Origin of the sequence: Ardenticatena maritima, assembly GCF_001306175.1 — a bacterium.
In the GTDB taxonomy this organism is placed as follows: domain Bacteria; phylum Chloroflexota; class Anaerolineae; order Ardenticatenales; family Ardenticatenaceae; genus Ardenticatena; species Ardenticatena maritima.
Genome location: NZ_LGKN01000004.1, coordinates 349,648 through 373,607, shown reverse-complemented (window position 1 = coordinate 373,607; position 23,960 = coordinate 349,648). Strand labels below are relative to the sequence as shown.

General features: G+C 59.3%; 21 protein-coding genes. 9 read left to right on the top strand and 12 right to left on the bottom strand.

Annotated elements, in window-relative coordinates; all coding sequences use genetic code 11:
* The first annotated feature begins 17 nt into the window (after positions 1 to 17).
* Genes coaD through SE16_RS06435 form a run of 3 tightly spaced genes read left to right on the top strand, consistent with a single transcriptional unit; the run spans position 18 to position 3,545 of the window.
* Complete coding sequence (gene coaD / locus SE16_RS06445) at positions 18 to 500, top strand: pantetheine-phosphate adenylyltransferase (protein ID WP_054493246.1); 483 nt, start codon at positions 18 to 20, stop codon at positions 498 to 500.
* Entirely contained in the window at positions 490 to 1,308 is an 819-nt protein-coding gene (locus SE16_RS06440) for a Cof-type HAD-IIB family hydrolase (protein ID WP_054493247.1), read from the top strand. Before coaD ends, SE16_RS06440 begins: the two co-directional genes overlap by 11 nt.
* Positions 1,305 to 3,545: a caspase family protein gene (locus SE16_RS06435; protein ID WP_054493248.1), complete on the top strand. Its 2,241-nt coding sequence runs from the start codon at positions 1,305 to 1,307 to the stop codon at positions 3,543 to 3,545. Before SE16_RS06440 ends, SE16_RS06435 begins: the two co-directional genes overlap by 4 nt.
* On the opposite strand, the gene SE16_RS06430 is transcribed toward SE16_RS06435, so the two are convergent.
* Both SE16_RS06430 and SE16_RS06425 read right to left on the bottom strand, forming a co-directional pair.
* Complete coding sequence (locus tag SE16_RS06430) at positions 3,527 to 4,414, bottom strand: AlkZ-related protein (RefSeq protein WP_054493249.1); 888 nt, start codon at positions 4,412 to 4,414, stop codon at positions 3,527 to 3,529. The two genes, SE16_RS06435 and SE16_RS06430, sit on opposite strands and share 19 nt — an antisense overlap.
* On the bottom strand, positions 4,411 to 4,893 hold the full coding sequence (locus tag SE16_RS06425) for a DUF1499 domain-containing protein (protein WP_200907307.1): 483 nt from the start codon (positions 4,891 to 4,893) through the stop codon (positions 4,411 to 4,413). Before SE16_RS06425 ends, SE16_RS06430 begins: the two co-directional genes overlap by 4 nt.
* A 119-nt stretch (positions 4,894 to 5,012) precedes the next feature.
* On the opposite strand from SE16_RS06425, the gene SE16_RS06420 reads away from it, so the two are divergent.
* Complete coding sequence (locus SE16_RS06420) at positions 5,013 to 5,591, top strand: GNAT family N-acetyltransferase (protein WP_054493250.1); 579 nt, start codon at positions 5,013 to 5,015, stop codon at positions 5,589 to 5,591.
* A 4-nt stretch (positions 5,592 to 5,595) separates the two neighbouring features.
* Positions 5,596 to 7,314, top strand: coding sequence for a M3 family oligoendopeptidase (locus tag SE16_RS06415; protein WP_054493251.1), 1,719 nt, complete (start codon positions 5,596 to 5,598; stop codon positions 7,312 to 7,314).
* A 54-nt stretch (positions 7,315 to 7,368) separates the two neighbouring features.
* Here the strand turns inward: SE16_RS06415 and SE16_RS06410 are convergent, their stop codons facing one another.
* The 7 genes from SE16_RS06410 to SE16_RS06380 form a co-directional block, all read right to left on the bottom strand.
* A complete protein-coding gene (locus SE16_RS06410; protein ID WP_054493252.1) occupies positions 7,369 to 8,943 on the bottom strand; it encodes an FAD-dependent thymidylate synthase in 1,575 nt (524 codons plus the stop codon).
* Between the two features lie 7 nt (positions 8,944 to 8,950).
* Positions 8,951 to 13,336, bottom strand: a complete 4,386-nt coding sequence (locus SE16_RS06405; RefSeq protein ID WP_082374286.1) for an EAL domain-containing protein — start codon at positions 13,334 to 13,336, stop codon at positions 8,951 to 8,953.
* A 171-nt stretch (positions 13,337 to 13,507) separates the two neighbouring features.
* A complete protein-coding gene (proS, locus tag SE16_RS06400; protein ID WP_054493254.1) occupies positions 13,508 to 14,950 on the bottom strand; it encodes a proline--tRNA ligase in 1,443 nt (480 codons plus the stop codon).
* Positions 14,951 to 15,026: 76 nt separating this feature from the next.
* Complete coding sequence (locus SE16_RS06395) at positions 15,027 to 15,578, bottom strand: LOG family protein (protein ID WP_054493255.1); 552 nt, start codon at positions 15,576 to 15,578, stop codon at positions 15,027 to 15,029.
* On the bottom strand, positions 15,575 to 16,495 hold the full coding sequence (locus SE16_RS06390; RefSeq protein ID WP_054493256.1) for a DUF4032 domain-containing protein: 921 nt from the start codon (positions 16,493 to 16,495) through the stop codon (positions 15,575 to 15,577). The genes SE16_RS06395 and SE16_RS06390 overlap by 4 nt, the downstream gene beginning before the upstream one ends.
* Before the next feature lie 3 nt (positions 16,496 to 16,498).
* The gene (locus tag SE16_RS06385; RefSeq protein WP_054493257.1) at positions 16,499 to 17,167 is read right to left on the bottom strand and encodes a metallophosphoesterase family protein; all 669 of its coding nucleotides are present in this window, start codon (positions 17,165 to 17,167) and stop codon (positions 16,499 to 16,501) included.
* Between the two features lie 153 nt (positions 17,168 to 17,320).
* Entirely contained in the window at positions 17,321 to 18,964 is a 1,644-nt protein-coding gene (locus SE16_RS06380; protein ID WP_054493258.1) for a tetratricopeptide repeat protein, read from the bottom strand.
* 228 nt (positions 18,965 to 19,192) lie between these two features.
* Between SE16_RS06380 and SE16_RS15940 the strand changes: the two genes are divergently transcribed.
* From SE16_RS15940 to SE16_RS06365, 4 genes are all read left to right on the top strand, one after another.
* Positions 19,193 to 19,360 carry a hypothetical protein gene (locus tag SE16_RS15940; RefSeq protein ID WP_160316995.1) on the top strand — a complete coding sequence of 56 codons (168 nt, stop codon included), beginning with the start codon at positions 19,193 to 19,195 and terminating at the stop codon, positions 19,358 to 19,360.
* 11 nt (positions 19,361 to 19,371) lie between these two features.
* Positions 19,372 to 20,301: a prolipoprotein diacylglyceryl transferase gene (gene lgt, locus SE16_RS06375; RefSeq protein ID WP_082381987.1), complete on the top strand. Its 930-nt coding sequence runs from the start codon at positions 19,372 to 19,374 to the stop codon at positions 20,299 to 20,301.
* 24 nt (positions 20,302 to 20,325) lie between these two features.
* Positions 20,326 to 21,117 (top strand): sortase, encoded by a 792-nt coding sequence (locus SE16_RS06370; protein ID WP_054493259.1) that lies wholly within the window; start codon positions 20,326 to 20,328, stop codon positions 21,115 to 21,117.
* Positions 21,118 to 21,184: 67 nt separating this feature from the next.
* Positions 21,185 to 21,580 (top strand): hypothetical protein, encoded by a 396-nt coding sequence (locus SE16_RS06365; protein WP_054493260.1) that lies wholly within the window; start codon positions 21,185 to 21,187, stop codon positions 21,578 to 21,580.
* A gap of 85 nt (positions 21,581 to 21,665) precedes the next feature.
* On the opposite strand, the gene SE16_RS06360 is transcribed toward SE16_RS06365, so the two are convergent.
* From SE16_RS06360 to nfi, 3 genes are read right to left on the bottom strand one after another with little or no spacing between them, the layout of a single operon-like run.
* Positions 21,666 to 22,439, bottom strand: coding sequence for an SIR2 family NAD-dependent protein deacylase (locus SE16_RS06360; protein WP_060687372.1), 774 nt, complete (start codon positions 22,437 to 22,439; stop codon positions 21,666 to 21,668).
* Positions 22,409 to 23,188, bottom strand: a complete 780-nt coding sequence (locus SE16_RS06355; protein ID WP_054493262.1) for an alpha/beta hydrolase — start codon at positions 23,186 to 23,188, stop codon at positions 22,409 to 22,411. Before SE16_RS06355 ends, SE16_RS06360 begins: the two co-directional genes overlap by 31 nt.
* Positions 23,185 to 23,853: a deoxyribonuclease V gene (gene nfi / locus SE16_RS06350; protein ID WP_054493263.1), complete on the bottom strand. Its 669-nt coding sequence runs from the start codon at positions 23,851 to 23,853 to the stop codon at positions 23,185 to 23,187. The genes SE16_RS06355 and nfi overlap by 4 nt, the downstream gene beginning before the upstream one ends.
* Between the last annotated feature and the right edge of the window lie 107 nt (positions 23,854 to 23,960).

The following is a 23,960-nucleotide window of genomic DNA, read 5'->3' as shown; positions in this document are numbered from 1 at the left end:
CCACGAGGGAGGAGCGCATGATTGCCGTCTATCCTGGCAGTTTTGACCCACCGACGGATGGGCATTTGAACATTATTCGCCGTGCGGCGCGCCTGTTCGAGCAGGTGATTGTGGCGGTGGGGTACAACCCGCGCAAGAAGACGATGTTCACGCCCGAACAGCGCGTGTTGATGTTGCGGTTGGCGACCGCGGATTTGCCCAATGTGGAGGTGGACAGTTTTACTGGCATGTTGCTGGTGGAGTACGCGCGGCGTAAAAATGCCGACGTGATTGTCAAAGGGTTGCGCAATTCGGCTGACTTTCAGAATGAGTTTCAGCAGTTCAACATGAATTTTCGCTTGTCGGGTGGGCTTGATACGGTCTTTTTGCCCGCCGATAACGGGGAATTGTTTGTCAGCAGTACGCTGGTGCGCGATATGATTGTGCGCAACAGCCACAAACTGGGCTTGTTCGTGCCCGAAGAAGTGGCGGCTTTTGTGGAGCAGCACCGTGACCAATGAACGTTGGCTTATCGCGCTTGACCTGGACGGTACTCTGTTCGACCATGATTTGCGCATTCATCCGCGTGTTGCCGAGGCGATTCGTCGCACGCTGGCAGCCGGGCATGTGGTGACGTTGGCAACGGGGCGTATGTATTGCGCCACGCGCCCCTTTGCGGAACAATTGGGCTTGACGGCGCCGCTGATTTGCTACCAGGGGGCGCTTGTGCGCGACGAGACCAACACGCTGTTGCACCTGACGCTCCCGCTCGCGATCACCCGCGAAGCGATTGCGTTCGCCCGTGCGCACGATGTGCACCTCAACGTCTATCTCGACGATGTGCTCTATGTCGCCGAAATGACGCCCGAAGCCGAGTTCTACCACTCGCTTTCGCCGATGGCGCCGGTTGAGGTGGTGGGCGATTTGCTGGCGTTTGTGCAGCGCGAACCGACCAAGGTGGTGTTCGTGTGTGATGAAGCGCAGACGCCCGCCCTGCTTGCCGAAGCCGCCCAGCGGTGGGGGCGGGTGGCGCAGGTAGTGCAGAGCCATGCGCGCTTTGTTGAATTGACGCACCGCGAGGTGAGCAAGGGGCGGGCGCTCTTGTTGCTGGCTGAGCACTTGGGCATTGCTCCCACGCGGACACTGGCGATTGGCGACAACCGCAACGATGAAAGCATGTTGCGCGCCGCCGCGGTGGGCGTGGCGATGGGCAACGCCGCCCCCGAAGTGCAGGCGATTGCCGATTGGGTGGCGCCGCCTGTGCACGCCCAAGGGGTGGCGGCGGCGTTAGAGCGTTTTGTGCTGAACGAAGCAGGAGCAGGCGCATGACTTCAACACCCCCGGAAAAAGCGTTTGAGGCGTGGGCGCGTCGGCAATCCTACGAGATGCAGAAGCGGGCGTTTTTGCGCCAGTTGCAGCGCATGCAGTGGCTCGAATTTATTGCCTACGTGCTGGCGTTTGCGTGGGTACTGGTGATGTTCATCGCGTTCCAGATGGGACGTGTTGGCGGTGATGTGGCGGGCATTGTGACCGCGTGGGCGTTGCTGGGCGGCGCATTTCTCGCCTGGTTGACACGCCGACAACAAGCACGAGTACAGGCGCGCCTGGCGGCGCTGGATGAGGCGTATGCTGATGTGGCAAAGGAGAGCCCCATGTCCAACCCGATTGACCGTGCTGTGGAAGCCGGCGCCGGTTTCGATGCCGGTGCAACCCCTCGCCCGACAACCCGCGCATTGCTGATTGGCATTGATGCGTATGCACAGCCCCACGTTCCCGATTTGCAAGGATGCGTCGCTGATGTGCTCGCGGTGCGCGATATGCTGGTACGGCGCTTTGGCGTCTCGCCGGAGCAGATCACCTTGTTGACGAATGAGCAGGCTACCCGCCAGAACATTCTGGACGCGTTCGAGCAGTTGGTGGCGCGTACCCAGCCGGGGGATCGCGTCTATGTGCATTACAGCGGGCACGGTTCGCAAATGCGCGATGTGCATGGCGACGAGCCCGATGGACGCGATGAAACGATTGTGCCTCACGACAGCCGCGACCCGCAGGGGCGTGTGTTCGACATTACCGACGATGAGTTGTTCGCGTTTGTGAGCCGTCTGCAAGCCAAAACGGATGACATTGTGCTGGTCTTCGACTGTTGCCACAGCGGCAGTATCACGCGCGAGACGGGAACGGTGCGCCGTGTGCCTATGGACGAGCGCGAACCCCCCGCCTCGACCGCCACACGCAGTACGTCGGCGCACGCCGAAGGCGAACGGGGGGCGCTTCCGATGGGGGGCGGCTATGTGCTGGTGAGTGGATGCCGCGCCGAGGAATTGAGCAACGAGTACGAAGTCCCGCTTGGGGATGGACGCACCGCCAAATTTGGCGCGCTGACGTACCACCTGGTGCGCGCCTTGTTGACCTTGCCCACCGATACGACGTGGCGGAACCTCATTCTAGATGTTGGGCAACAGGTGAACGCCCTTTTTGCCAGCCAGCACCCTGTTGTCGAAGGGGATGTGGAGCGCACTGTTTTTGGGCGACAGGTGCGCCCGCGTGATGCCGCATTCACCGTCACGGAAGTGGCGGGGCAGACCCTCACGCTCGATGCGGGGGCGGCGCATGGCTTGCGTCCCGAAACGCCGCTGGCGCTTTATGCGCCCGATGTGGAAACGTTCGCCGACGCTGAACCGCTTGCCAAAGCGCGCGTGCAGCGTGTGGAAGCCACACGGGCGACGGCTGTGCAGACCGAAGGCGCGGCTGTGCCGGTGGGGGCACGCGCCCGCCCGCTTGCGCCGCCCGTGGAGATGCGCTTGCCGGTTGTGCTGGATGAAAGCGCCGCCATGCTCGCCGAGTCGCTTGGCGCGTTCCCCTGGATTACCCTGACCGATGCCCGCAGTGCGCCCAGCGCGGTGTTTGTGCGTATGGCGGATGGGCGCGTCTTTCTGGAAACGATTACCGGGCGGCTCTTGCTCGCACCGTTCGACGCCGCCGATCATGCGGGATTGCATGCGCGGCTCGAACACATGGCGCGCTACCGCCAACTGGCGTTGCTCGACAACCCCGACCCCGCTTCCTTGATGAAGACCACCATGGGGCTGGCGCTTGGGATGCTGGGCGCGAATGGGCAGGTGCAGCCCCTTTCACCCGACGCCGATGGCATGTATCGCCTGACGTTCGGGCAGAAGGTGGTGCTGACCGTGCAGAACAGCCACCCCCGCCCGGTGTATATCACCTTGCTGGCGCTCAATAGCGATTTCAGCGTGCAACCGTTCTACCCGCCGCCGGGTGCAGTGGACAACCGCCTGGATGCTAACCGCACGTTGCAATTGGGGTTGAAAGGCGAATTGACCGTCTCACCGCCGGCGGGGCGCACAACCGTTCTGCTCATTGCCACCGAGCAGCCCAGCGATTTTCGCTCGTTGGTGATGTCGGGCTTGCGCTCGCTTGAACAGCAACACCCGTTGGAACGCTTGTTGAACGAAAGCGCCACGCGCGGCTTGACCTTCGCGCCGGCAACACCCGTCAACGATGATTGGACGGTCAAGCGGATTTCGTTCTACGCCCGCCCCGCTTGAGGGCTGGACGGTTCGAGAAGTGACGGCAAGGCGATGTGCGGGGCGTCTGCGCCTTCGACCTGCACCGGAAAAAGCGCCCGTTTCTGCGCCACCAGTGCGCTCAAAGCACTGGTGGTTTCTTTTTGCGTCCAGCCGAAGACCTTGCGCACGTCCCGTTCCTGCGCCGCGCCAACGCTTTCCAGGTAGCGTGCCAGCAGGCGCGTACGCGCTTCTCTACGTGTGATGTGGCGAGCCCATGTGGGCAGGTCGGGCAGGTGGCGCACCACAAGGTCGTACACAAAGGCGTAGCGCCACGCGCCCGCCTCGGCGATGGCGATGGGCATGATGAACATGCGCCGTTGCGCTTCGGTCAAGGCGCGGTCGAAGGCGCTCCCCGCAGCGCGTTTGCCAAGCGCCGCCCGCAGGGCGATGGTGTGTGTCGCGCCATGTTCGATGATGTATTCCACCAGGGCGCGCGCCTCGCGCGAGAGCAGACCGTCCATGTAGAGGGCGCGCACGTCGTCGGCGGGGTCGTCGGTGGCGTCGCTCAGCGCGTAGAATGCGGGCAACAGGTCGTGCGCCACCAGGGTGGCTTTGCCGCGCAGCAGTTTGGCGTAGAACCAGGCGTCGCTTCCCAACAACTCGTCTTTCCACTGCCAGGTGATGTGCCCGGGGTCGTCATGCTCCCGCGGGACGGGGCGCTCGCCGGCTACCGCGACCCAGAGGCTGGGGAGCAACACGCCGCGAATCGGCCAGAAGAAGACAAAGCCGCGCTCGCGCACAAAGGCAACTGCCTCGTCGCGGGTGCGCACACGCCACGGGGAACGCCGCCGAAACGTGCGGTCGCGAAACGCTTGCAATTGCGCGGCGCTCAGGGTGGGCGTGCTCATGGCGCGGCTTGCTCGAACGCCCGGCGAATGGTTTCCACACGGGTGCGGTTCACGCCCATATCGCCCCGCCCCACCCGCGACGCTGAGCGCACGTGAATCACTTTGGCGTCGTCATCGAAATAAAATTCCACGTCGTCCACAAAGCGCATCCACTGCGTGCGAAACTCCGCGTAGATGTAATCGGGGCGATTTTCGATGATGGTCACGCGCGGCATGGACTGGATGACGCGCAAAAGACGCTCGTGGGCGGCTTGTTGGTCGCCTTCATAGCGGATGGGTTCGATAAAGTGCAGACGGTCGCTGGGGTCGGCCTGGCTGGAAACACAGTTGGGCGTTTCAGGGCATGGGGCGAGTTGCCCATTGCGCACACCGGGCTCGTGGCGTGGACCTGTGATGCGCGCCATGACCCAAAGGGAGACCACGCCCAGGAAAAGCAGTCCTCCCACAACCAGCAGTGCGTATTTGATGAATGTTGCCATGTTTGCCTCCTCTTTGGCACGGGGATATGCTTGACAAGTATAGCGGAGTTGCGCGCATTTGCGAGACATTCACCCTCGCATAAAATAGTTTGCCAGTGCAACAATTCGGGAGGTGGTCAATGGCGACGTTTGATTTAGGCGATGGCATACAGGTGCGGCTGGCGCTTCTGCACCACGCCGAAGCGGTGTACCGCACCGTGGAGCCCAACCGCGAGCATTTGGGGCGTTGGCTGCCCTGGGCGTGGGATTGCAAAGGACCTGAGGATATTCGCGCCTTCATCCGCCAATGTTTGCTGTGGATGGCGGAAGGGAAAATGTACCTGTTTTACCTGTGGGATGGTGATGAGGTGATTGGTTCGATTGACGTGCATGCCGTGAATCTGGACCATTCAACAGGGGGCGTGGGGTACTGGTTGAGCCAGGCGTACACCGGGCGCGGCATTATGACCCGTGCGGCGCAGGCGATTGTGGATTTTGCGTTTGGGGAATTGGGGCTCAACCGCGTGTACCTGCGGTGCGCCACGGGCAATCATGCCAGTTGCGCCATTGCCGAGCGTTTGGGGTTTCAGTTGGAAGGCATTTTGCGGGAAGAAATGCGCAACCGTGACCGCTTTGATGACATGAAACTGTACGCCATGTTGGCGCGTGAATGGCGCGAGCGTGGTCCGTTGTTCAAAAACTCGATGGAGAGGAGATAAGCCTATGTTGGACTTGCCGAACGATTACAAGGCGTTTTTGGATTGGACGTGGGATGACTTGCGTCCGTATTACGAGGCGTTGCAGAAACAACCGCTGACCGAAGCCACAGTGCAGGAGTGGCTGAGCGGTTGGTCGGCGTTGGATGAGCGCGTGTATGAAATCTACTCGCGCCTCTACGTTGCCACGACGCAGGACACCACCGACGAAGCCGCTGAAGCCCGCTTCAAACGCTTCATTGGTGAGGTGTATCCGCACGTTCAGCGGGCGGAGCAGGCGCTCAAACAGAAACTGCTGGCGTCGGGCTTGCGCCCAGAGGGGTTTGAGTTGCCGTTGAAGCGCATTGAAACCGAAGCCCGTATCTTCCGTGAAGAGAACGTTCCGCTGTTTACCGAGGAACGCAACCTGTCGAATGAATACAACAAAATCACCGGCGCGCAGACGGTGGAATGGAAAGGCGAAGAGCGCACATTGCCCCAGATGCGCCCTCTCTTGCAAGAACACGACCGCGACCTGCGCGAACGGGCGTGGCGGACGATGATCGAGCGCCAATTGGCGGACCGCGAGGCGCTCAACGAGTTGTGGCTGCGCATGCTGGATGTGCGTGAGCAGCAGGCGAAGAACGCCGGTTTCGCCAATTACCGTGATTTCCGCTGGGAATTGCTCACGCGCTTCGACTACACGCCTGAGGATTGCCGCACGTTCCACAAAGCGATTGAAGATGTGGTTGTGCCGGCGGCGTCGCGCATTTACGAACGCCGCCGCCAGTTGCTGGGCGTGGAGCAACTGCGCCCGTGGGACTTGGACGTTGACCCTGAATATCGCCCCCCGTTGCGTCCCTTCCAGACCGAGGCGGAATTGATTGACACCTCGGCGCGTATCTTCCACCGTGTGGATGAGACGCTGGGGGGCTATTTCGACATCATGCGCGAAGAGGGCTTGTTAGACCTGGCGAACCGCAAAGGCAAAGCGCCCGGCGGCTACTGCATTGAGTTTCCTGTATCGCGCCGCCCCTTCATCTTCATGAATGCGGTCGGGTTGCAGAGTGATGTGCGCACGATGGTGCACGAGGCGGGGCACGCCTTCCACGCCTTCGAGTCCATGGCGCTGCCGTACATTCACCAGCGTGAAGTTGGTATGGAGTTTGCCGAAGTGGCCTCTATGGCGATGGAATTGCTTTCGTCGCCCTACTGGCACAAGGATGAAGGCGGCTTTTACGATGATGCGGATTATGCGCGCGCCCGTATTGAGCATTTGGAAGGGATTGTGTTGTTCTGGCCCTACATGGCGGTGGTGGATGCGTTCCAGCATTGGGTGTACGAGAACATTGACGAGGCGCGCGACCCGGCGGCGTGTGATGCAAAGTGGGGCGAGTTGTGGGACCGCTTCATGCCGGGGGTGGATTGGAGCGGCCTGGAAGACGCCAAAGTGACGGGGTGGCACCGCAAGTTGCACATTTTCACCGTGCCGCTCTACTACGTCGAGTATGGCTTGGCGGAGTTGGGGTCGGTGCAGGTGTGGGCGAATGCGCTGAAAGACCAGGCGGCGGCTGTGCGGGCGTATCGCGCGGCGCTGGCGCTGGGCGGCACGCGCTCGTTGCCCGAATTGTACGCAACGGCGGGCGCACGCTTTGCCTTCGACCATGCAACGATGCGCTCGGCTATCGAGTTGCTTGAATCGCAGTTGGCGGCGCTTTACCGCGTCGTAGAGGGGTCGGCGTCGTAGCACCCACCTGGAAGAAAAAAGACCTGACAGACGCCTGTCAGGTCTTTTTTTGTTTCACAAGATGCGTTCGTACTCGTCTATCCCCAATTTCCAGACGGGCACGCCGCAGTAGCGGTCGCCTTCGGGACAGTAGGGGCGTCGCCCGGCGGCGTGGCGCAGGGTGCAGGGCGCGCCCAGGTAGCGCCCGATGGTGGGATTGACGGCGGCGATTTGCAGCGCTTCGTCGCGGCTGGCGGCAAAAATTTCTTCCTGCGCGTTGTAGCAGAGCCGCATGCGCAATTTGTGGTGCAACGCCAGCAAGTCGGCGCTTTCGGTGAAGCGAATACTCACCGCGTTGGGAAGCAGGTAGGCGGCGTATTCGTCTTCGACGCCCAGCGCCCGCAGGCGATTGATGGCGTCCCACGTGTACGCCATGGTCTCATCATAGAGGCGCTGTGCGGCGGGGGTCTCGCGGATGAGCGCCGGCGTGATGTAATCGGGGTCTTCGGTGAGGTAGGCGGTGAGCATGGGGCGACTGCCCGGCGTCATGCGATGGCGCTGGTCTTGGCTGTCGGCGGTGTGCGAGAGTTTTTTGCGGAACGTGTAATGCGGGTGGTGCAGCGTGCGGGTGAGTTTGCTCATCGTCGTCACGTTGAGCGCTTCCCCGTAGTAGCGATTTTGGCGTGGGTCGAGTACCAAGGCGATGGCGTCTGCATCGTTGAGAGCGTGGCGCGGGACGCCCAGCACTTCGCGCACGGCTTGCGCCAGCAGGGCTTCGTTGTCGGGCTTCCACGAGACGAGTTTGCTGGTATGCCCTTCGAGCATGGCATCGAATTCAGCGCGGTACTCGCGCGACCAGGGCGCCCGTTGGGCGTGGGCTTCCTGCCAGAAGCGGTATTCGAGCGTCTCTTCAAGCGGGAGCGGCTCTTCGAGAATCTGCGCGAGCAGAGGGTCCAGCGCCAGTACAGCGTTGACCATTTGTTCCACCACCATGTAGGTTTCGGTGGGTGTGTCGTACTGGCGGCAGAGGCGCCAGTAGCGGAAGAGTGTCAGGATGCTGATGGTGTGGTAGAGGTAAGCGAACGTGGCAACGGGGAGCACATAGCGGGCGACTTCTTGGGCGCGCTTGGGAATCCAGCGCCGCGCCAGGGGGTGGGCTTGCCCGTTGCGTGGCGCGCGTGAGGGGAAGCGTGCGAAGTAGAGACGTTCCACCGTTGGTGTCAGCAGTTCGATGAGGCGCTCGTAGGCGCTCACTTGCCGCGCCAGCGTTTCGTGATAGAGGCGGAGCGCTTCTCCCCGCAGGGGGGGCACCGCCATCTGGTCGGGGGCGACGCGGACATAGCGCTGGCTGACTTGCTCGCTGTTGTAGAAGGGGTGTGAGTGCAGGAAAGACCAAATGAAATGGCGGCTGACGTTTTCCAGCGCGAATTGCACATGTCCATGCTGGAATGTGGTATGGTGCCCCGCTTGGTAGATGCTTTCAGCGATGCGGTCGCGCAGGTCGGGCTTTTCGGCGACCTGTTCGGGGTACACGATGCCGCGGGGGGAGTAGCACGTGCGCGCCGTTGCGACGGCGTTTTCGTAGGGTTTGGCAAAGGCGTTGATGAGTGTCACACGGGGTGGTGGTGAAAGAAATGTTTGCGTACTCATAGCATTCTCAATCCTCACTGTATAGGTTTCCGGGGAAAAGAGTGCCGAGATTTTCTTCAAGTTGGGCAATGGTGGACAACACCTCATCGGCGGGAACCGGTTTGCTCAGCAGAAACCCTTGCACAAAACGGCATTGGTGCTGGCGCAACCAGTGCAATTGTTGCGTTGTTTCAACACCCTCGGCGAGGGCGGCAACGCCCAAATTCTTCGCCAGTGTGAGAATGGTGGAGAGGATGGCTTCACTTGTGGGGCGTTCTCCAATGCCCATGACAAAGGCGCGATCGGCTTTGATGATGTCAAGCGGGAGATTTTCGATGTACGAGAGCGACGAGTAGCCCGTTCCAAAGTCGTCTATGGCAATTTCAATACCAAGGGAATGCAAGTGTTGGAGGATGGGTTTGATGGTGTGATAGTCTGCCAGGATGCTTTCGGTGATTTCAATCGTCAGCGCCTGTGGTCGGAGACTGTACACACCACACAGGGTTTTGAGGAACGCGACAATTTGCATGTTGCGAATGGTTTGGGGAGAGAAATTGACGGCAACGTGCAAATGTGTGAACCCCTGGCGATGCCATTCTTTGAGATGTTGGATGGCTTTTTCAAGGACAACACGATCAAGTTCAGCAATCAAGCCGTGTTGCTCGGCGAGCGGAATGAAAACACCCGGCGAGATGAAGCCTCGTTCGGGGTGGAACCAGCGCGCCAGTGCTTCGACTTTGGGGATTGTGCCATGTTGCACATCAAGGATGGGTTGAAAGTAGACGTCAATACGGCGTTGTTGAATCGCCGTTCGCAAGTCTGCGGCGAGTGTCAAATGGTCGGGTGTGTGGGCGTGGAACGTTTCCCGATACACAGAAGCGAAGGCGCGGGTACGTTTGGCGTGGTACATGGCAACGTCGGCGTTGCGGAGCAAGTCGTTCAGGTCTTCCCCGTGTGTCGGGAAAAAGGCAATGCCAATGCTCGTACTGAGTGCGATGCGATGGCCGAGAATTTCGACTGGCTCTTGGAGGGCTTCTTGAATACGATGCGCCACGCGCAAGGCTTCATTTTCACCGACGTCATACAGCAAAATCGCAAACTCATCCCCTCCCAAGCGTGCGATGAGATCGCTGGCGCGGGTGGCTTCCTTCAACCGTTGTGCTGTTTCGCGCAACAAGAGGTCGCCGGCTTCATGGCTTAGCGTATCATTCACTTCCTTGAACTGGTCCAGGTCGAGATAGAGCAGGGCAACTGAGCGTTGGTGGCGCTTTGCCAACGCAAGCAACCGTTGCCCTTCCTCGAAGAAGAGGCGGCGATTGGGAAGGTCCGTGAGCGGGTCGGTGTAGGCAAGCGTGGCGATTTCTTGTTCGTAGGCGTAACGTTGCAGGGCGTTGACAAGGATTGTGCCGGCATTGTGCAAAAACTGGACTGTATTTTCGTCGAAAATGTCTTCATGCGCGACAACCAAAAGCAAGCCGTAGGCGGTGTAGTCATGTACAAGGGGAAGATAGTATGCGACATGTTGGGGCATTTCGTCGAAGATCCCCGACGTTTCCTCACGGACCAATTGAGGGGTGTGCAAGAAGAGAGAATGCGCCACTTTTTGAAGAAGTGGTGTGTGTGTCGACAATCGTGCATGTTGTTCGCTATCCAGGCCGTGCGAGGCGGCAAGCCTGATGTTTTCTTCGGCTTTGGGATCATAGAGAAACAGGAGCACATGGGGCGCGCCTAATGCTCGAGCCAGCGTTGTGACGGTAAAGGTGTAAAGCGTCTCTGGTGTGCGTTCGGCGAGTGCTTTTTGCCCTAGTTCCCACAATGTTTGTTGCAGAGTTTCCAGCCGCTTGCGGGCTTTACGCAGCGTGTACTGCTCGGTAATGTCGTACCCATAGGCGTAGATATACTCTTCGCCGTCTTCAACACGTAAGAATGCTTTGTATCGAAAAAGACGCAGAGAGCCGTCTTTATGTCGGGCGCGCCCAATGCCTTCGACATAGCCGTTACTTTGAAGCATGTGCAGAAACTGTGGAATGTCAGAGGGTGAGGCTGGTTTGAGCAGATCGTACAGCGTTATCTGGCTCAATTCGTCCAGCGTGTAGCCTGTTGCTTCTTCAAATGTGCGGTTGACCCAGTGGAAGCGTCCTTCCATGTCGAGAATGCACATGACCAAGCCGCTTTGCTCAACCAGATGGCGGTAGCGGGCTTCGCTTTTGAGGAGCGCACGACGCGCTTCTTCTTCCTCAGTGACGTCCTGGAGGTAGCCGATAACAAAGGGCGTGCCGTGCTCATCGGTAAAGCGGCGACTGACGCCGTAAATCCACCGCACAGTGCCATCGCGGTGGTATGTGCGGTAGAGGATGCTGTCATACCCGTATTCGATGACGCGTTGGGCATGCGCATGGAGTCGGGAAATCTCGTCGGGCGGCACACGTTCGTTGATGGCGTCCAGTGGCTTGCCGAGTACCGCTTCCGCAGGAAAGCCCAGAATACGCTCAACGTTCGGGCTGATATACGTCAGCCGAAAATCTTCACCTTCGCGGCGGAACATGACAATAGGGCTATGCTCAATGAGTTGTTCCAAAAAGAGGTTGGCTTGTTGGAGTTGCAGCGCCATTTGGTGTGTTTCGGTGATATCTTGCACGATGACGACAAACCAGAGTTGCCCATCGCGTTCAAACTTCGAGACCCCCACATCGAGAATGAGCGGGTCACCATTGGTATGGTGTCCAACGAGTTGCCCATGCCATTGTCCGTGCGCCAACACATAGTCGCGGATATTGCTGAGTGATGTGTTGAAATGATATGTGTTCGCGAGATGTTCGAGTGCGGTGAGTCCAGAAGCCGTCTCCGGCGGGTTGGTGTTCCCCAACAGTGATTGAAACGCGCTGTTGCTGTAAATGATGTTCAGGTGTGCGTCCAAAATCAGCATGGGGTGGGCGCCATGTTCGATGGCGTGGGAGAAAAGTTGCAGGCGATTTGTGAGGGCTTTGCGTTCGGTAATATCATGCAGTGTCAGAATATAGCCATTGATACTGTTGGTTTCCGCGAGATGCCGCACTTCCACTTCGTAGAAAGAGGCGTTTCCTTCTTCATCATGGATGACCCATTCTGTGCGGTACACTTCTCCTGCAACACATGTCGGCAAGACCGACAAGAGATGATGGACCTGGTGACGGTCTTCCGGCCGAAGCGCCAACGTGAGAGCGGCTGGAATGCGGGGCGTTTCTTGTTCTTTCAAGCCAGGCAGACGGTGTGGGGCGTTGGCGCTGGCGTAGACAATCGTCCCGTCGGCAAGGATGACGAGCACAATGTCGGGCATGTGCTCCAGAATGGTGCGATAGAACGTGCGTTGTTCTTCAAGTTGCTGTTGCGTGGTAGCCAGTTCGGTGATGTCAAGCATATAGCCTTGATACACTTCGCGACCATTCACCGTGCGGGTGATCTGGGCATAACTTTCAACCCAAATGTAGTGCCCTTTCTTGTGGCGCAACCGAACCCGCATGGTGCTGGACCCTGTTTTGCGCAAGCGTTCAACGTGCGCCGTCCCGGTGGGAAGATCTTCGGGGTGGGTGATGTCAAGCGCCCATTGCAAATCGCTCGCAAGCAATTCTTCTTCGGAATAGCCCAGCAGCCGCTCGACGTTGGGGCTGATGTAGACCAGATGCCATTCGCCGTCGTCCTCACGTTCACGCTGGAAGAAAATAATAGGGCTTTCGCTGATAAGCGTTTGCAGGCGTTGGTGCTCTTCTTCAATCGCCGGGTCGCTGGAAGGCGTGGAGATCTGTGGAATCGCAAGCCCAAAGATGCGGTGGGGAGAACTGTTTTGATAGTCAGGCTCCAGGGTGCAAACCCATGTTTGTCCCGCAATATTAATCTCAGTGCGCACGGTTTGACCGGTGCGCGCTTGTTGATAGGCGGAGGCGAGCGGATGGTCGTGGGGAAGTGTTGGCAGGTTCCTCAGGAGTTTTGTCAGCGCCGAGGGGGGCGATACTGGTTGAATGTGGACCTCGTTTGTGGTGAGGTCGTAGGTCCAGAAGTACGCTTGATGCTGGGCCAGCAATTGGTGCCAAAACCGCTCGATGCGGCGGCGCTGTTCAACTTCTTTGAGAAGGCTTTGTTCACGTTGAATGAGCCGTTGCCAGCGTTCTTTCAACAGTCCGACCAGATAAACCAAAATCGGCAACCCGCTCCAAAAGGGCCAGAGAATGGAAAACAGTGTTAGCCAATCAAAGCCCAGGATCACGAAGAGCAGAAAGGTGGCAAGAGCGCCTGTCAAAAGGGCGAGAAAATAGCCGCCATGGGTGCCGGCGTACCACGTGCCTACCCCGGTGATGACCAGGGCGGCAACGATGAAAATGTTCACCAACATGGCTTGCTGGATGATAGAGGTGTCCACGGCTTCTCCCTCTCTGCACATATGGGCGGCGCTTTTTCTATCGTGGCATGGAGTGGGCAGGCTGTCAATACAAGGCGCGTCGGATACAGGATTTTCAACAGATTTGAATCGATGGAGAGGACGTGCCTGCAACAAGAAAAAAGGTGCGGTGCATTGGCTTCATGCACCGCACCTCTCGTTAGCGGGGGTGAATCAGTAGGCTTTGGCGAAAATCGCAACTTCGGTGGCTTCTTGCCCCGTCATGAAGCAGACGCCAGGCTCACCGGGTTGCTCGAAGGGGAAGCAGCGCAACGTCGCCCCCGTTTCTTCTTTGACGCGGCGTTCGTCGTCGTCCGAGCCAGCCCAGTAGCCGCGCGCCCAGCCGCCGGCGGCGATGACCTCGCGCAATTCATCGTAGGTGCGCACGTCATGAATGTTGGCGTCGCGGAAGGCGCGGGCTTGTTCGAGCAGGTTGCGTTGAATCTCATCGAGAAGCGCTTGCACACGTGAAGCGGCTTCCTCGATGGGGTGGTCGAATGTTTTGCCTTCCTTGCCGGGAATATCACGACGCGCCAGCACAAACGCCCCCTTGGCAACGTCGCGCGGCCCGATTTCGATGCGTACCGGCACCCCCTTCATTTCCCAGAAGTTGAACTTCCAGCCGGGCGTATGCTCTTCGCGGTCGTCCAGGTGGACGCGGATACCCGCATTTTCGAGTTGCTCACGCACCCGCTGGGCGGATTGTTCGACGCTTTCGCGCTCTTGCTCCTTGCGCCAGATGGGCACAATCACCACCTGAATCGGGGCGAGGCGCGGCGGCAGGCGCAGCCCCTGGTCGTCGCCATGCACCATAATCACCGCCCCCACAAAGCGGGTGCTCACCCCCCACGAGGTTTGCCACGCGTATTGCAACTCGTTGTTTTCATCCAGGAATTGAATGCCAAAGGCTTTGGCGAAGTTTTGCCCCAAGTTATGGCTGGTGCCGGCTTGCAGGGCTTTCTTGTCGCCCATCATGGCTTCCATCGTGTAGGTGTGCAGGGCGCCCGCGAACCGCTCAAGGCGCGATTTGCGCCCCACCACCACCGGAACCGCGCCTTCGTTCTCGGCAAAGTCGCGGTAAATCTCAATCATGCGCAGGGCTTCTTCCTCGGCTTCTTCGTAAGTGGCGTGCGCGGTGTGCCCTTCTTGCCACAAAAATTCAAGCGTGCGCAGGAAGGGGCGTGTGCGCATTTCCCAACGCACGACGTTCGCCCATTGGTTGATGAGCAGCGGCAAATCGCGATAACTCTGCACCCATTTGGCGAACATGTAGTTGATGATGGTTTCGCTCGTAGGGCGCACGACCAGCGGTTCTTCAAGTTCTTTGCCGCCGCCAATCGTCACCAGCGCCAACTCCGGCGAAAAGCCTTCGACGTGTTCCTTTTCTTTTTCAATAAAAGAGTACGGGATGAACATGGGGAAGTAGGCGTTTTGGTGCCCCGTGGCTTTGAAACGGCGGTCGAGTGCTTTTTGAATGTTTTCCCAAATGGCGTAGCCGTAGGGGCGAATCACCATTGTGCCCCGCACAGGGCCATAGTCGGCCAGTTCGGCTTCGCGGATAATGTCCTGATACCAGCGCGAATAATCTTCGCTGCGTGGTGTCACACCTTCGGCCATGGTGCCTCCTCGTTTTTCCTCTACGTGTGGACTCGTGCGCCGCTTGTTGTAGCGTAAAATGGCAAATTTGTGAAACTTACACGCCCAATTGGTCGCGTAGGTGTTGTACCGCCGCGTCTACGTCTTCAATCACCGTCAAAAGGTTGTAGTGGTGCGGGGCGATACGAAAATCATCTTCTTGCAACAGGGCAAGGAGCCGCCGCCAGGGCGCCCCCAATAAGATGAAGGGCTTGGGGCGCATTGCTCCTGTTTGCATCAGCCCCCAGGTGTAGGCGACTTCGGTAAGCGTCCCAATGCCGCCGCGCAAGGCAATGTAGGCGTCCGCCATTTCGGTTAGGGTGCGCAAGCGTTCGGGAAAGCCGGGGGTGTGGGTGGTTTCGTGCACCCACTCATTGGGTGGGCGTGGGTCGAAAATCGCCATGGTGACGCCCACAACGCGCCCACCCCCTTCGTGCGCCCCACGACTGACCGCCGCCATGGTCCCGTAGTAGCCGCCGCTCATCACATCGAACCCCGCTTCGGCGAGCAAACGCCCCAGACGATAGGCTTCTTCGTATAATTCATCGCCTGGTTGGGGTTGTGCCGAGCCGTACACAGCGATGAGCGGGCGTGTGCGCTCGTTTGTCATTTGTTTTTCTCCTCTTTGAGTGGCTTGCCGGTCAACTCGCGTGTTGCCCGCCGAATAATGCTGGTCATGCGTTTGATGGGACGTTCGGCGTAATCTTCCACGAAATGACGGGCGGCTTCTTCCAGTGGCACGTCGCCGTAGGCTTCGCGCAAATACCAGTGGTGTTCGATAATCCACAAGTAGAGGTCGGTGGGTGTGCGCCCGGGAAACGCATCCAGAATGTTTTGTTCTTCGATGATTTTGACCACGGGGCGATAGACGTTTTCACACCACGATTTGACCGCCTCTTCAAAGGAAACGTCTTCACCACGTTCTTGCGCCAGAAACCAGCGGTGCCCTTCGATATGTTCCAACAGTTTGTCGTATTGCCCCGGCAAGGTCAACTCAAAATTGGCGTCGGGGCACACCGTGTCCAGGTGGGTTTGCTCTAAAAACGCGGCATATTCGGCTTTGCGCACCACTTCTTGCACGTCCATGTCGGGCGTGAGCGGTACGGGCACGTCAATCTCGGTGACGAATGCGTCAATGTACATTTGCCCACGCTCACGGGCGACCGAAATACGATGGTTGCCGTCTTTGACGAAGTAAATATCGCCAATTTTGTAGAGTTCAACCGGTGGAAGCGCAACATCCTGGTAGTGGGCTTTGTCAATGTTGATCCACCGGTCGCGCGTTTTTTCTTGCGTGGGCAAAAATGCACGGTCAAAGTCACGGTAGCGGCTCATGCTCCCGACGATTTTATCAAGCGGGACTTGTTGCAAGCCCAAATAGCGCTGCCCTTTCATCGGCAAACGGCGCTGAATTTCATCAAAGGGAAGCAGTTCATTCTGCTTCCCCAGCAAGAGTGCCAGAATTTTGTTCCAAAACGCCTTGCGGCGGGCGCGTTCAAAGTCTTCGCGTGCAAAATGGTCGAACATCGTTCACTCCTTTCCGAAACGGAGCGGGTCGCTGTTGGGGCACACCCCCGGCTTGATGACGAGTTCCTGATACCCGTAGGTGTTGATGACCCATGTCTCGTGAAAACGGGTCACGATGGTGGTGTCTGGACGATAGACGTGAATGTGCCCGTGAATGTGGTAAGCCGGCTTGAACGTGCGTATGAACCAGCGAAACGCCTTCACGCCCTGGTGGGGTAAATCAGGTTGGTCGTGAATGCCCCACGGTGGCGCATGCGTCATGAACACGTCCAGGTAGCGCCCATGACGCAGACGGTTCTGGATCAGCATGGGCGTCAGGCGCAGTACATGCCCCCACATTTGCCATTGGGTGTACTGAAAGGGACCCCGGTTGTAGCGTATGGACCCTTCGATGCCGGCTAACAGCAACCCGCGATGATTGACAACCCGGCGGTGCATGTCGGTGGCGCCCCATGGGTGGGTGCGTGGACCGCCGGTCGTGTATTCAACCAGTTTGGCATGGTTGCCGCGCACAAAATAGAGTGGCACATCCAGCATGCTGATAATGTATTCCAAATAGTAGTAGGGCAGGTCGCCGCAACTGAGCACCACATCAATGTGGCGGAAACGTGTGCGCACCTGCTCGCTGTAAATGAAGCCGATTGGAATGTCGCTGAGTGTCAGAACGTTCACGGGTACCCTGCTATGCACTTTTCAACGAGAGGCGAAAAAAAAGCCGACCTGCTTCTTTGCAGGATCGGCTCAGCGTTGCCCCACTGCTTCGGTTGTCATTCATGTGTGTATGATGAACACGAAAGCGGTTCTGTCAAATGGTATGCCCCGTTCTCAGGGGGCATCGTGCAACACGTCCAAAATCACGTCGCGCAGGGCGGGCGGCAAGTTGGCAATCTCCTGTTGGGCGTCGTGCCCTTCGAGCAAGTGCGCCAATGTGCGGTAGAAGTCCGCGAGGACGCTCTCTTCTTGGGCGTGTTGCTCCGCCAGCGCGTGCAAATCCTGCGCCAGATGATGGCGTTGGGCGTCGGTGCCGTGGTCGCGCAGGTGGAGCACGTGGCGCACTTGTTGCACCAGTTTTTCGCGTTGCGCCAGCGTATCCAGAAAGTCGGCAATGTTGCGCCAGTAGTCGCTGTTGAGCAGGAACGCCACGTCGTCGTCGCGGTCGGCGAGTTCCTGGAGCCATTGTTCCACGCGTTCGCGCCCCAGGCGGGCGAACAGTGCGGCGACAAGGTGCACCAGGGCGCTTTGTTCGCGTTCGCTCAGTGCGCCCAGCAGGGTGAAGGCTTTGATGAGGTACGCCACGGCGGCTTCGTTTTCGCCGCGGCGGAAATGCAAATCACCCAAGCGGGCGAGGGTGATGGCAAGCCCGCGTTGGTCGCCCAGGCTTTCGTAGCCGCGCAGGTTCTCGTGATAGATGGCTTCGGCGACATCATCTTTGCCGACGGCTTGCGCCAACGTCGCCAGTTCGTGGCGTGAATGCAGAATGCCCGCGCGGTCTCCCAGCGCCTCGGCGAGTTTGGCGCTTTGGGTGAGCAGGCTTTCGGCTTTGTCGTATTCGCCGCGTCCGGCCGCCAACCGCCCAAGTTGGTGCAGGGTGGTGGCAAGCCCCCGCTGGTCGCCGATTTCTTCTTTGATGGTGCGGCTTTGTTCGAGCAGTTGGGCGGCGGTCTCCAGGTCGCCTTCATCTTGGGCGAGTGTGCCCAATTGGTGCAACACGCTGGCGATCCCGTGGCGGTCGCCCAATTCCTCAAACGTTTCCAGGGCTTCGCGGTAATAGTCGCGTGCGCGTTCGGGGTCGTTTTCCATTTGCGCCAAAATCCCCAGTTGGTAGAGTGAAGCCGCCGCGCCCTGGCGGTTGCCGATTTCCTCTTCCAGCGTCCGACTTTCGCGATACCACGTTTCGGCTTCGTCGAGTTTGCCTTGCAGAAAAGCCGCGTTGCCTAATTGGTGCAATGCCCGCGCGATGGTCTGCTGGTCGTCTGATTCGCGCGCCAGCCGCAAACTTTCGGCGTACCAGCGTTCGGCTTCTTCCAGGTCATGTTCGGCTTGCGCCACAAAGCCCATGCCCAGCACCGCTTCGCCCAGCAGGGCGGGGTCGCGCAGGGCTTCGGCGGTTTTGATGGCTTCGCTGAATGCGTTGCGGGCTTCTTCGTATTCGCCTGCGGCGTAGGCGGTCGCCCCCAGGCGGTTCAGCAAAAGCGCCAGGTGGCGGGGGCGTTCCAGGCGGCGTTCCAGGGCGAGCGCCCCACGCAAGAGCCGCAAGGCGTCTTTGTAGTGCCCTTCCAGTTGCGCCACTGTGCCCAAGCCGCGCATCGCATCCGCCAGGGCGGTTTCATCGCCTGCGGCTTCGGCGAGCGTCAACGCCGCGCGGTATTCGGTGCGGGCGCGTTCGTAGTCGCCCAACGCAACGGCTTCGTCGGCTTGCGCCAGATGTTCGGCAATCTGGTCGGCGTTCGAGAGATAATACTCGCTCATTGTTGCTCCTCGTGCCCACGGGGGGCATCGTCTGTCTGTTCGGCAGGTGATATTCTGGTCTGTTTTGGTGGAAATGCAAGCCTTGCGAAAAAAGGCGATTGTTGCTTTGAGATTGCGGGGTTTGTTCGCGTGTTGATATACTGAATGTGCAAAACGGCATTGCTTTTGACGCTCCTGACACTTTGCACTACCATGGCGCGGCTTGCAAATCCACATGGAGAAGAGCCCATGACGACCATTTCATACAAACGCGATATTCGTTTGCGCCTTATCGCCAGCCTCTTGTTGTTGTTGCTGACGAAAATTTTTTTGGGCTTGGGAATTGCCGAGCGACTGGCGGCAACTGGTCCGGCGCCATTGACCAATGAGCAAGTTGTTTCGCAACCTATTCGCTAAGGAGCAGTGGCATGCCTGACCCAATCGCGTTTCAAATCGGACCGCTTGTCTTTCGCTGGTATGGCTTGCTGATTGTCATTGGGGCGTTGCTGGGCGCGTGGGTGGCTTCGCGCGAAGCCGAGCGCCGCGGCATTGACCCCGACCATATCTGGAATGCGTTGACGCTGGTGCTCTTGGCGGGCATTCTGGGCGCGCGTTTGTATCACGTCATCAGTAGCCCGGCGGGTGAAATGGCTGGGTGGCGCTATTATTTCATCGAGCAACCGTTCATTGATGTCACCATTTTGGGGCGCACCATTCCCTTTCCGTCGGCGCTGGCCATTTGGCGTGGTGGGCTTGGCATTTACGGCGGCGTCGCGGCGGGGGCGTTGACGGTCTGGTGGTATGCCCGTCGCCACAATCTTCCGCTGCTTGATTTGCTGGATGTGGGGGCGATTGGCTTGCTGATTGGGCAGGCGATTGGTCGTTGGGGCAACTATTTCAACCAGGAACTCTACGGCAACCCCACCAACCTGCCGTGGGGAATCCACATTGACCTGGAACACCGCCTGCCGCAGTTTGCCGATTTGCCGCTTTCGACACGTTTTCATCCTACGTTCTTGTACGAATCGCTCTGGAACGCCATTGGCGTTGTCTTGCTGTTGTGGGTCTCTCGGCGCTATGCCGACCGCTTGCGCCGCGGCGACATTTTCTTGCTCTATCTCATCTGGTATCCGCTGGGGCGGTTTTTGGTCGAATTTCAGCGCCCCGACGCCTGGAAAATCCTTGGTTTGCCAACGGCGCAGTGGATCGCTATCGTTTCTATCGGTGTCGCGGCGTTTCTGCTCTGGCGGCGTCACCAGCGCCCACCGGCGGAAGGTGAAGTGTTGCTGGACGTGATGGTCAAGCGATTGCCGCGGGCGCAACGCCGCGCGTTGGAGCGCAAGAAGCGCGAATCATAAGCCTTTTGAAGGCAAGGAAATCCTATGTCGCGCCGTTTTGTAAGTTCACTCTTGATCCTGCTCGGTGCCGGCCTGCTCATGGCCGGCATCGCTCTATGGAGCGTGCAGTCGCTGTTGCCCGCGTGGCAATTCCGCGGCATGGACGCCGACGGCGACGGCGTTGTGCTCGCTGAAACACTTCCCACGCCGTCGCCCACCCCTGACGATGTCGCTCTCCTGCTGCCCACTTTTCCCGAGGCTGTCGCACCTGACCCCACTACGCCCATCTCACCAACGGACGCACCGTTGGAGGTCCCGACTGAAAAGCCCTCGCGCCCAACCCCGTCCCGTCCACCGCCGACCCCGCCTGTTCAGCCAGCCACAGCGCCGCCAACCCGCATCGTGATTCCAAGCATCGGGCTGGACGCGCCCGTGGTTGAAATGGGGTGGGTGGTGAAAACCAACGCCAATGGAGAGCGGTACAGCGAGTGGGTTGTCCCCGATTTTGCTGCGGGATGGCACAAAAACTCGGCGCTTCCGGGGCGTGGTGGCAACGTTGTGCTGAGTGGGCATCACAACATTGCCGGCGAAGTCTTCCGCGACCTTGTGAACACCAATCCGGGGGATACAGTCACGCTTTACGTGAACGATGTCGCGTATCCGTATGTCATCACCGAAAAATACATCGTGCAAGAAAAAGGCGCTTCTTACGAACAGCGCCTCAAAAACGCCGCCTTCATCAAGCCCACCCCCGATGAACGTTTGACGCTGGTGACCTGCTGGCCCTATGAAACCAATACACACCGCCTGATTGTCATTGCACGCCCCGCGTGGTAAAATCCGCTTACCGTACCTTCAAATACATCTTCTAACACAACCACCAACCGAATCCGCGAGGAGTCTCATGACAAAGCGCTACACTATTCGTCGTTTTGGCCTGTTGTCCTCTTTCAAAGTGGGCTGCGTGTGGGGAGCGTTGATTGTTGCCATCGTAGGGCTCTGCTTCGTGCCGTGGCTCTTTTTGTCGGCGTGGTCAACCATTTCCGCTTTGTTGCGGATGAACGGGGTTGACGTCCCCGCTGATACCACAAGCACGGGCGGGGGGCTTTTGGGGCTTATTGTCGTTTACCTGGTACTCATTGTGTTTTATGGCCTATGGTTTGGCGTGACTACCTGGTTTTATGCGCTGATGTACAACCTGGTGGCGCGGTTGATCGGCGGCTTTGAGGTGGAATTGGAGAGTGCGAAAGGGAGCACTTCTTCAGGTTCAGGCGGCGGCACACCCCCCTGGTTGGAATAGCGCCCAGAGTGCGCACTTACAAGGCTCCGCATGGCGGGGCCTTTTTGTTTGCCTGGTGAAGCACCGCCTTGGGCGGGCGGCTGGCTTAGGCGGCGTCGTCGAGCACCAGGTCGGCAATGCGTGGAAGCACGTCCGCGACATCGCCTTCGATTTTGAGGGTGGCGTACCAATCCAGCGCGGTGGGCCCCAGGTTGACGATGAGGAGCGAGCCGCCGCGATTGAGCGTGATCAGCGGCAAGTCGGCGGCGGGGGCGACTTCAAGCGAACTGCCCGCGACGAGTACCAGGTCGGCGCGCTCGGCGGCCTGGCGCGCCCGCTCGAAAATGTCCATGGGCAGTATTTCGCCGAAGAGAATGACATCCGGCTTGAGCACGCCCCCACATGTTGGGCAGCGGGGGACCTCTCCCGCCTCGACGGCGCGCCAGAGCAGGTCACCTTCGACGCTACGCCCGCATTGCTGGCATGTTCCTGTGCGTGTGTGCCCATGCACCGGCAACACATCGTGGCTGCCGGCGGCTTCGTGCAAGCCGTCAATGTTCTGCGTGATGATTTCATGCAGATAGCCGGCGGCTTGCAGGCGTGCCAGTGCTTCATGCGCCGGGTTGGGGCGTGCGTTGCGTGTGGTTTCCAGCAGGGGGCGAATCCAATCGTAAAAGCGTTCCGGATGACGGCGGAACGAGGCAAGCGACGCGACTTCCATGGGGTCGTAGCGTTCCCACAACCCTGAGTGGGGCGAGCGAAAATCAGGAATGCCGCTCGGCACGCTGATGCCGGCGCCCGTGAGGGCAATCGCGTAGCGGGCGTGACGAATCAGGTTGGCGGCGCGTTTCAAATCGTCTGGCTGATGAACGTTTGACATAACGCAAACACCATCTCCTTTTCGTAATCCTCGCTCACAATGTGGTCGCTATTGTGGACAAAGACCAGATACTTGCGCATGCTGCCCAAGCGTTCATAGACGGCGCGCGCCCCTGCTGCCGCCAGCACGCGGTCGTGCCAGGCGTGGATGAGCAGTGTGGGCGCTTCAATTTCATGCAAACGTGGGCGCACAGCGGCCAGCAAGCGCATCATTTCCAGCATGCTCCGCGCCGGAATGCCGGTATAACTGGGATGGCGGCGACGCGCTTCGGGGTCGCGGATGCTGGCGCCGCCCCGTTTGGGCAGGATGGGCGAGATGTATTGCAAGACGTAGGCGGCGTAGGTTGACCAGCGCAACCGATAGGGCGTGCCGAGCCCGACGATGCCCGTCACCGATTCGTGCAGCGCCAGCCAGAGCGCCAACCCCGCCCCTAGCGAACTCCCGATGACGAACAGGTGTTGATGCTCGCGGCGGAGTTGCTGTGCCGTGGCGCGCACATGCGCCGCCCATTCCTGCCATCGGCGTTGGCGCAAATCTTCCAGGCTGGTGCCGTGCCCCGGCAGGAGCGGTGCGGCGACGGTGTGCCCGCATGCGTGCAGGTGTTCGCCCAATTCGCGCACTTCGTAGGGTGTGCTGGTCAGCCCATGAATGAGCAGACACGCCACGCCGGATGTGCCCGCCAGGTGAAACGGCGCGGCGCGCGCCAAATCGGCATCGGGATTGAAGTCCTCAGCGACGAAATTGGTCATGAGTGCCAGGTGCGTTTGTGTTGAGCCGCCAGTTTGTCGGCAAGGCGCGTTGGTTCGGGTAATTTATACCCGCGCGTTGTTGCCAGGACAAAATGGATGGCGCTTTCGAGACTGATGCGGTGCCCCGGCGAGACGTACACCGGCTTGACGCCCGCTTTGGTGCGGAGCGCTGCCCCAACGGTCTTCCCCCGATAGACCAGCGGTTGCCATGCGCCTACTTCATCCGGCACGGGGGCGTGCCGCCCTCGCAAGATGCGTTTGGCAACGCCCAGGCTGGGGCGGTCGAGCAAAAGCCCCATGTGGCTGGCAATGCCCAACCCGCGTGGGTGCGCAATGCCATGCCCGTCGAACATGAGCAGGTCGGGGCGCTGGTGTTCGGGAAGCGTTTGCCAGGCGGCTTCAATCGCCGGTCCTTCGCGCATGGAGAGCAGACCCGGAATGTAGGGGTACTCGTGAGGCACGGTGGCGACGGTATGGGTGACGACCTGCAAATCAGGAAAGGTGAGCACGACGATCACCGCCAGCGCCCGGTTTTCGATATAGGCGGCGTCCACACCACCAATGAGGCGGGGCGGTCTGAAATCGTCGGCAATCACAAGTTGCTCGCGGAGTTGGCGTTGCCATTCAATGGCTTGTTCGGGTGGGAGAGTCCATTCTGGGCGCATGTCGCCATGATACGAAAGGCGGGCTGGTTGGCAAGTGTTTTGCCTGAATTGACATGCGCGCGTTCTGTGCTATCTTACCGACCGACCGGTTGGTCGGTAAAAATGAG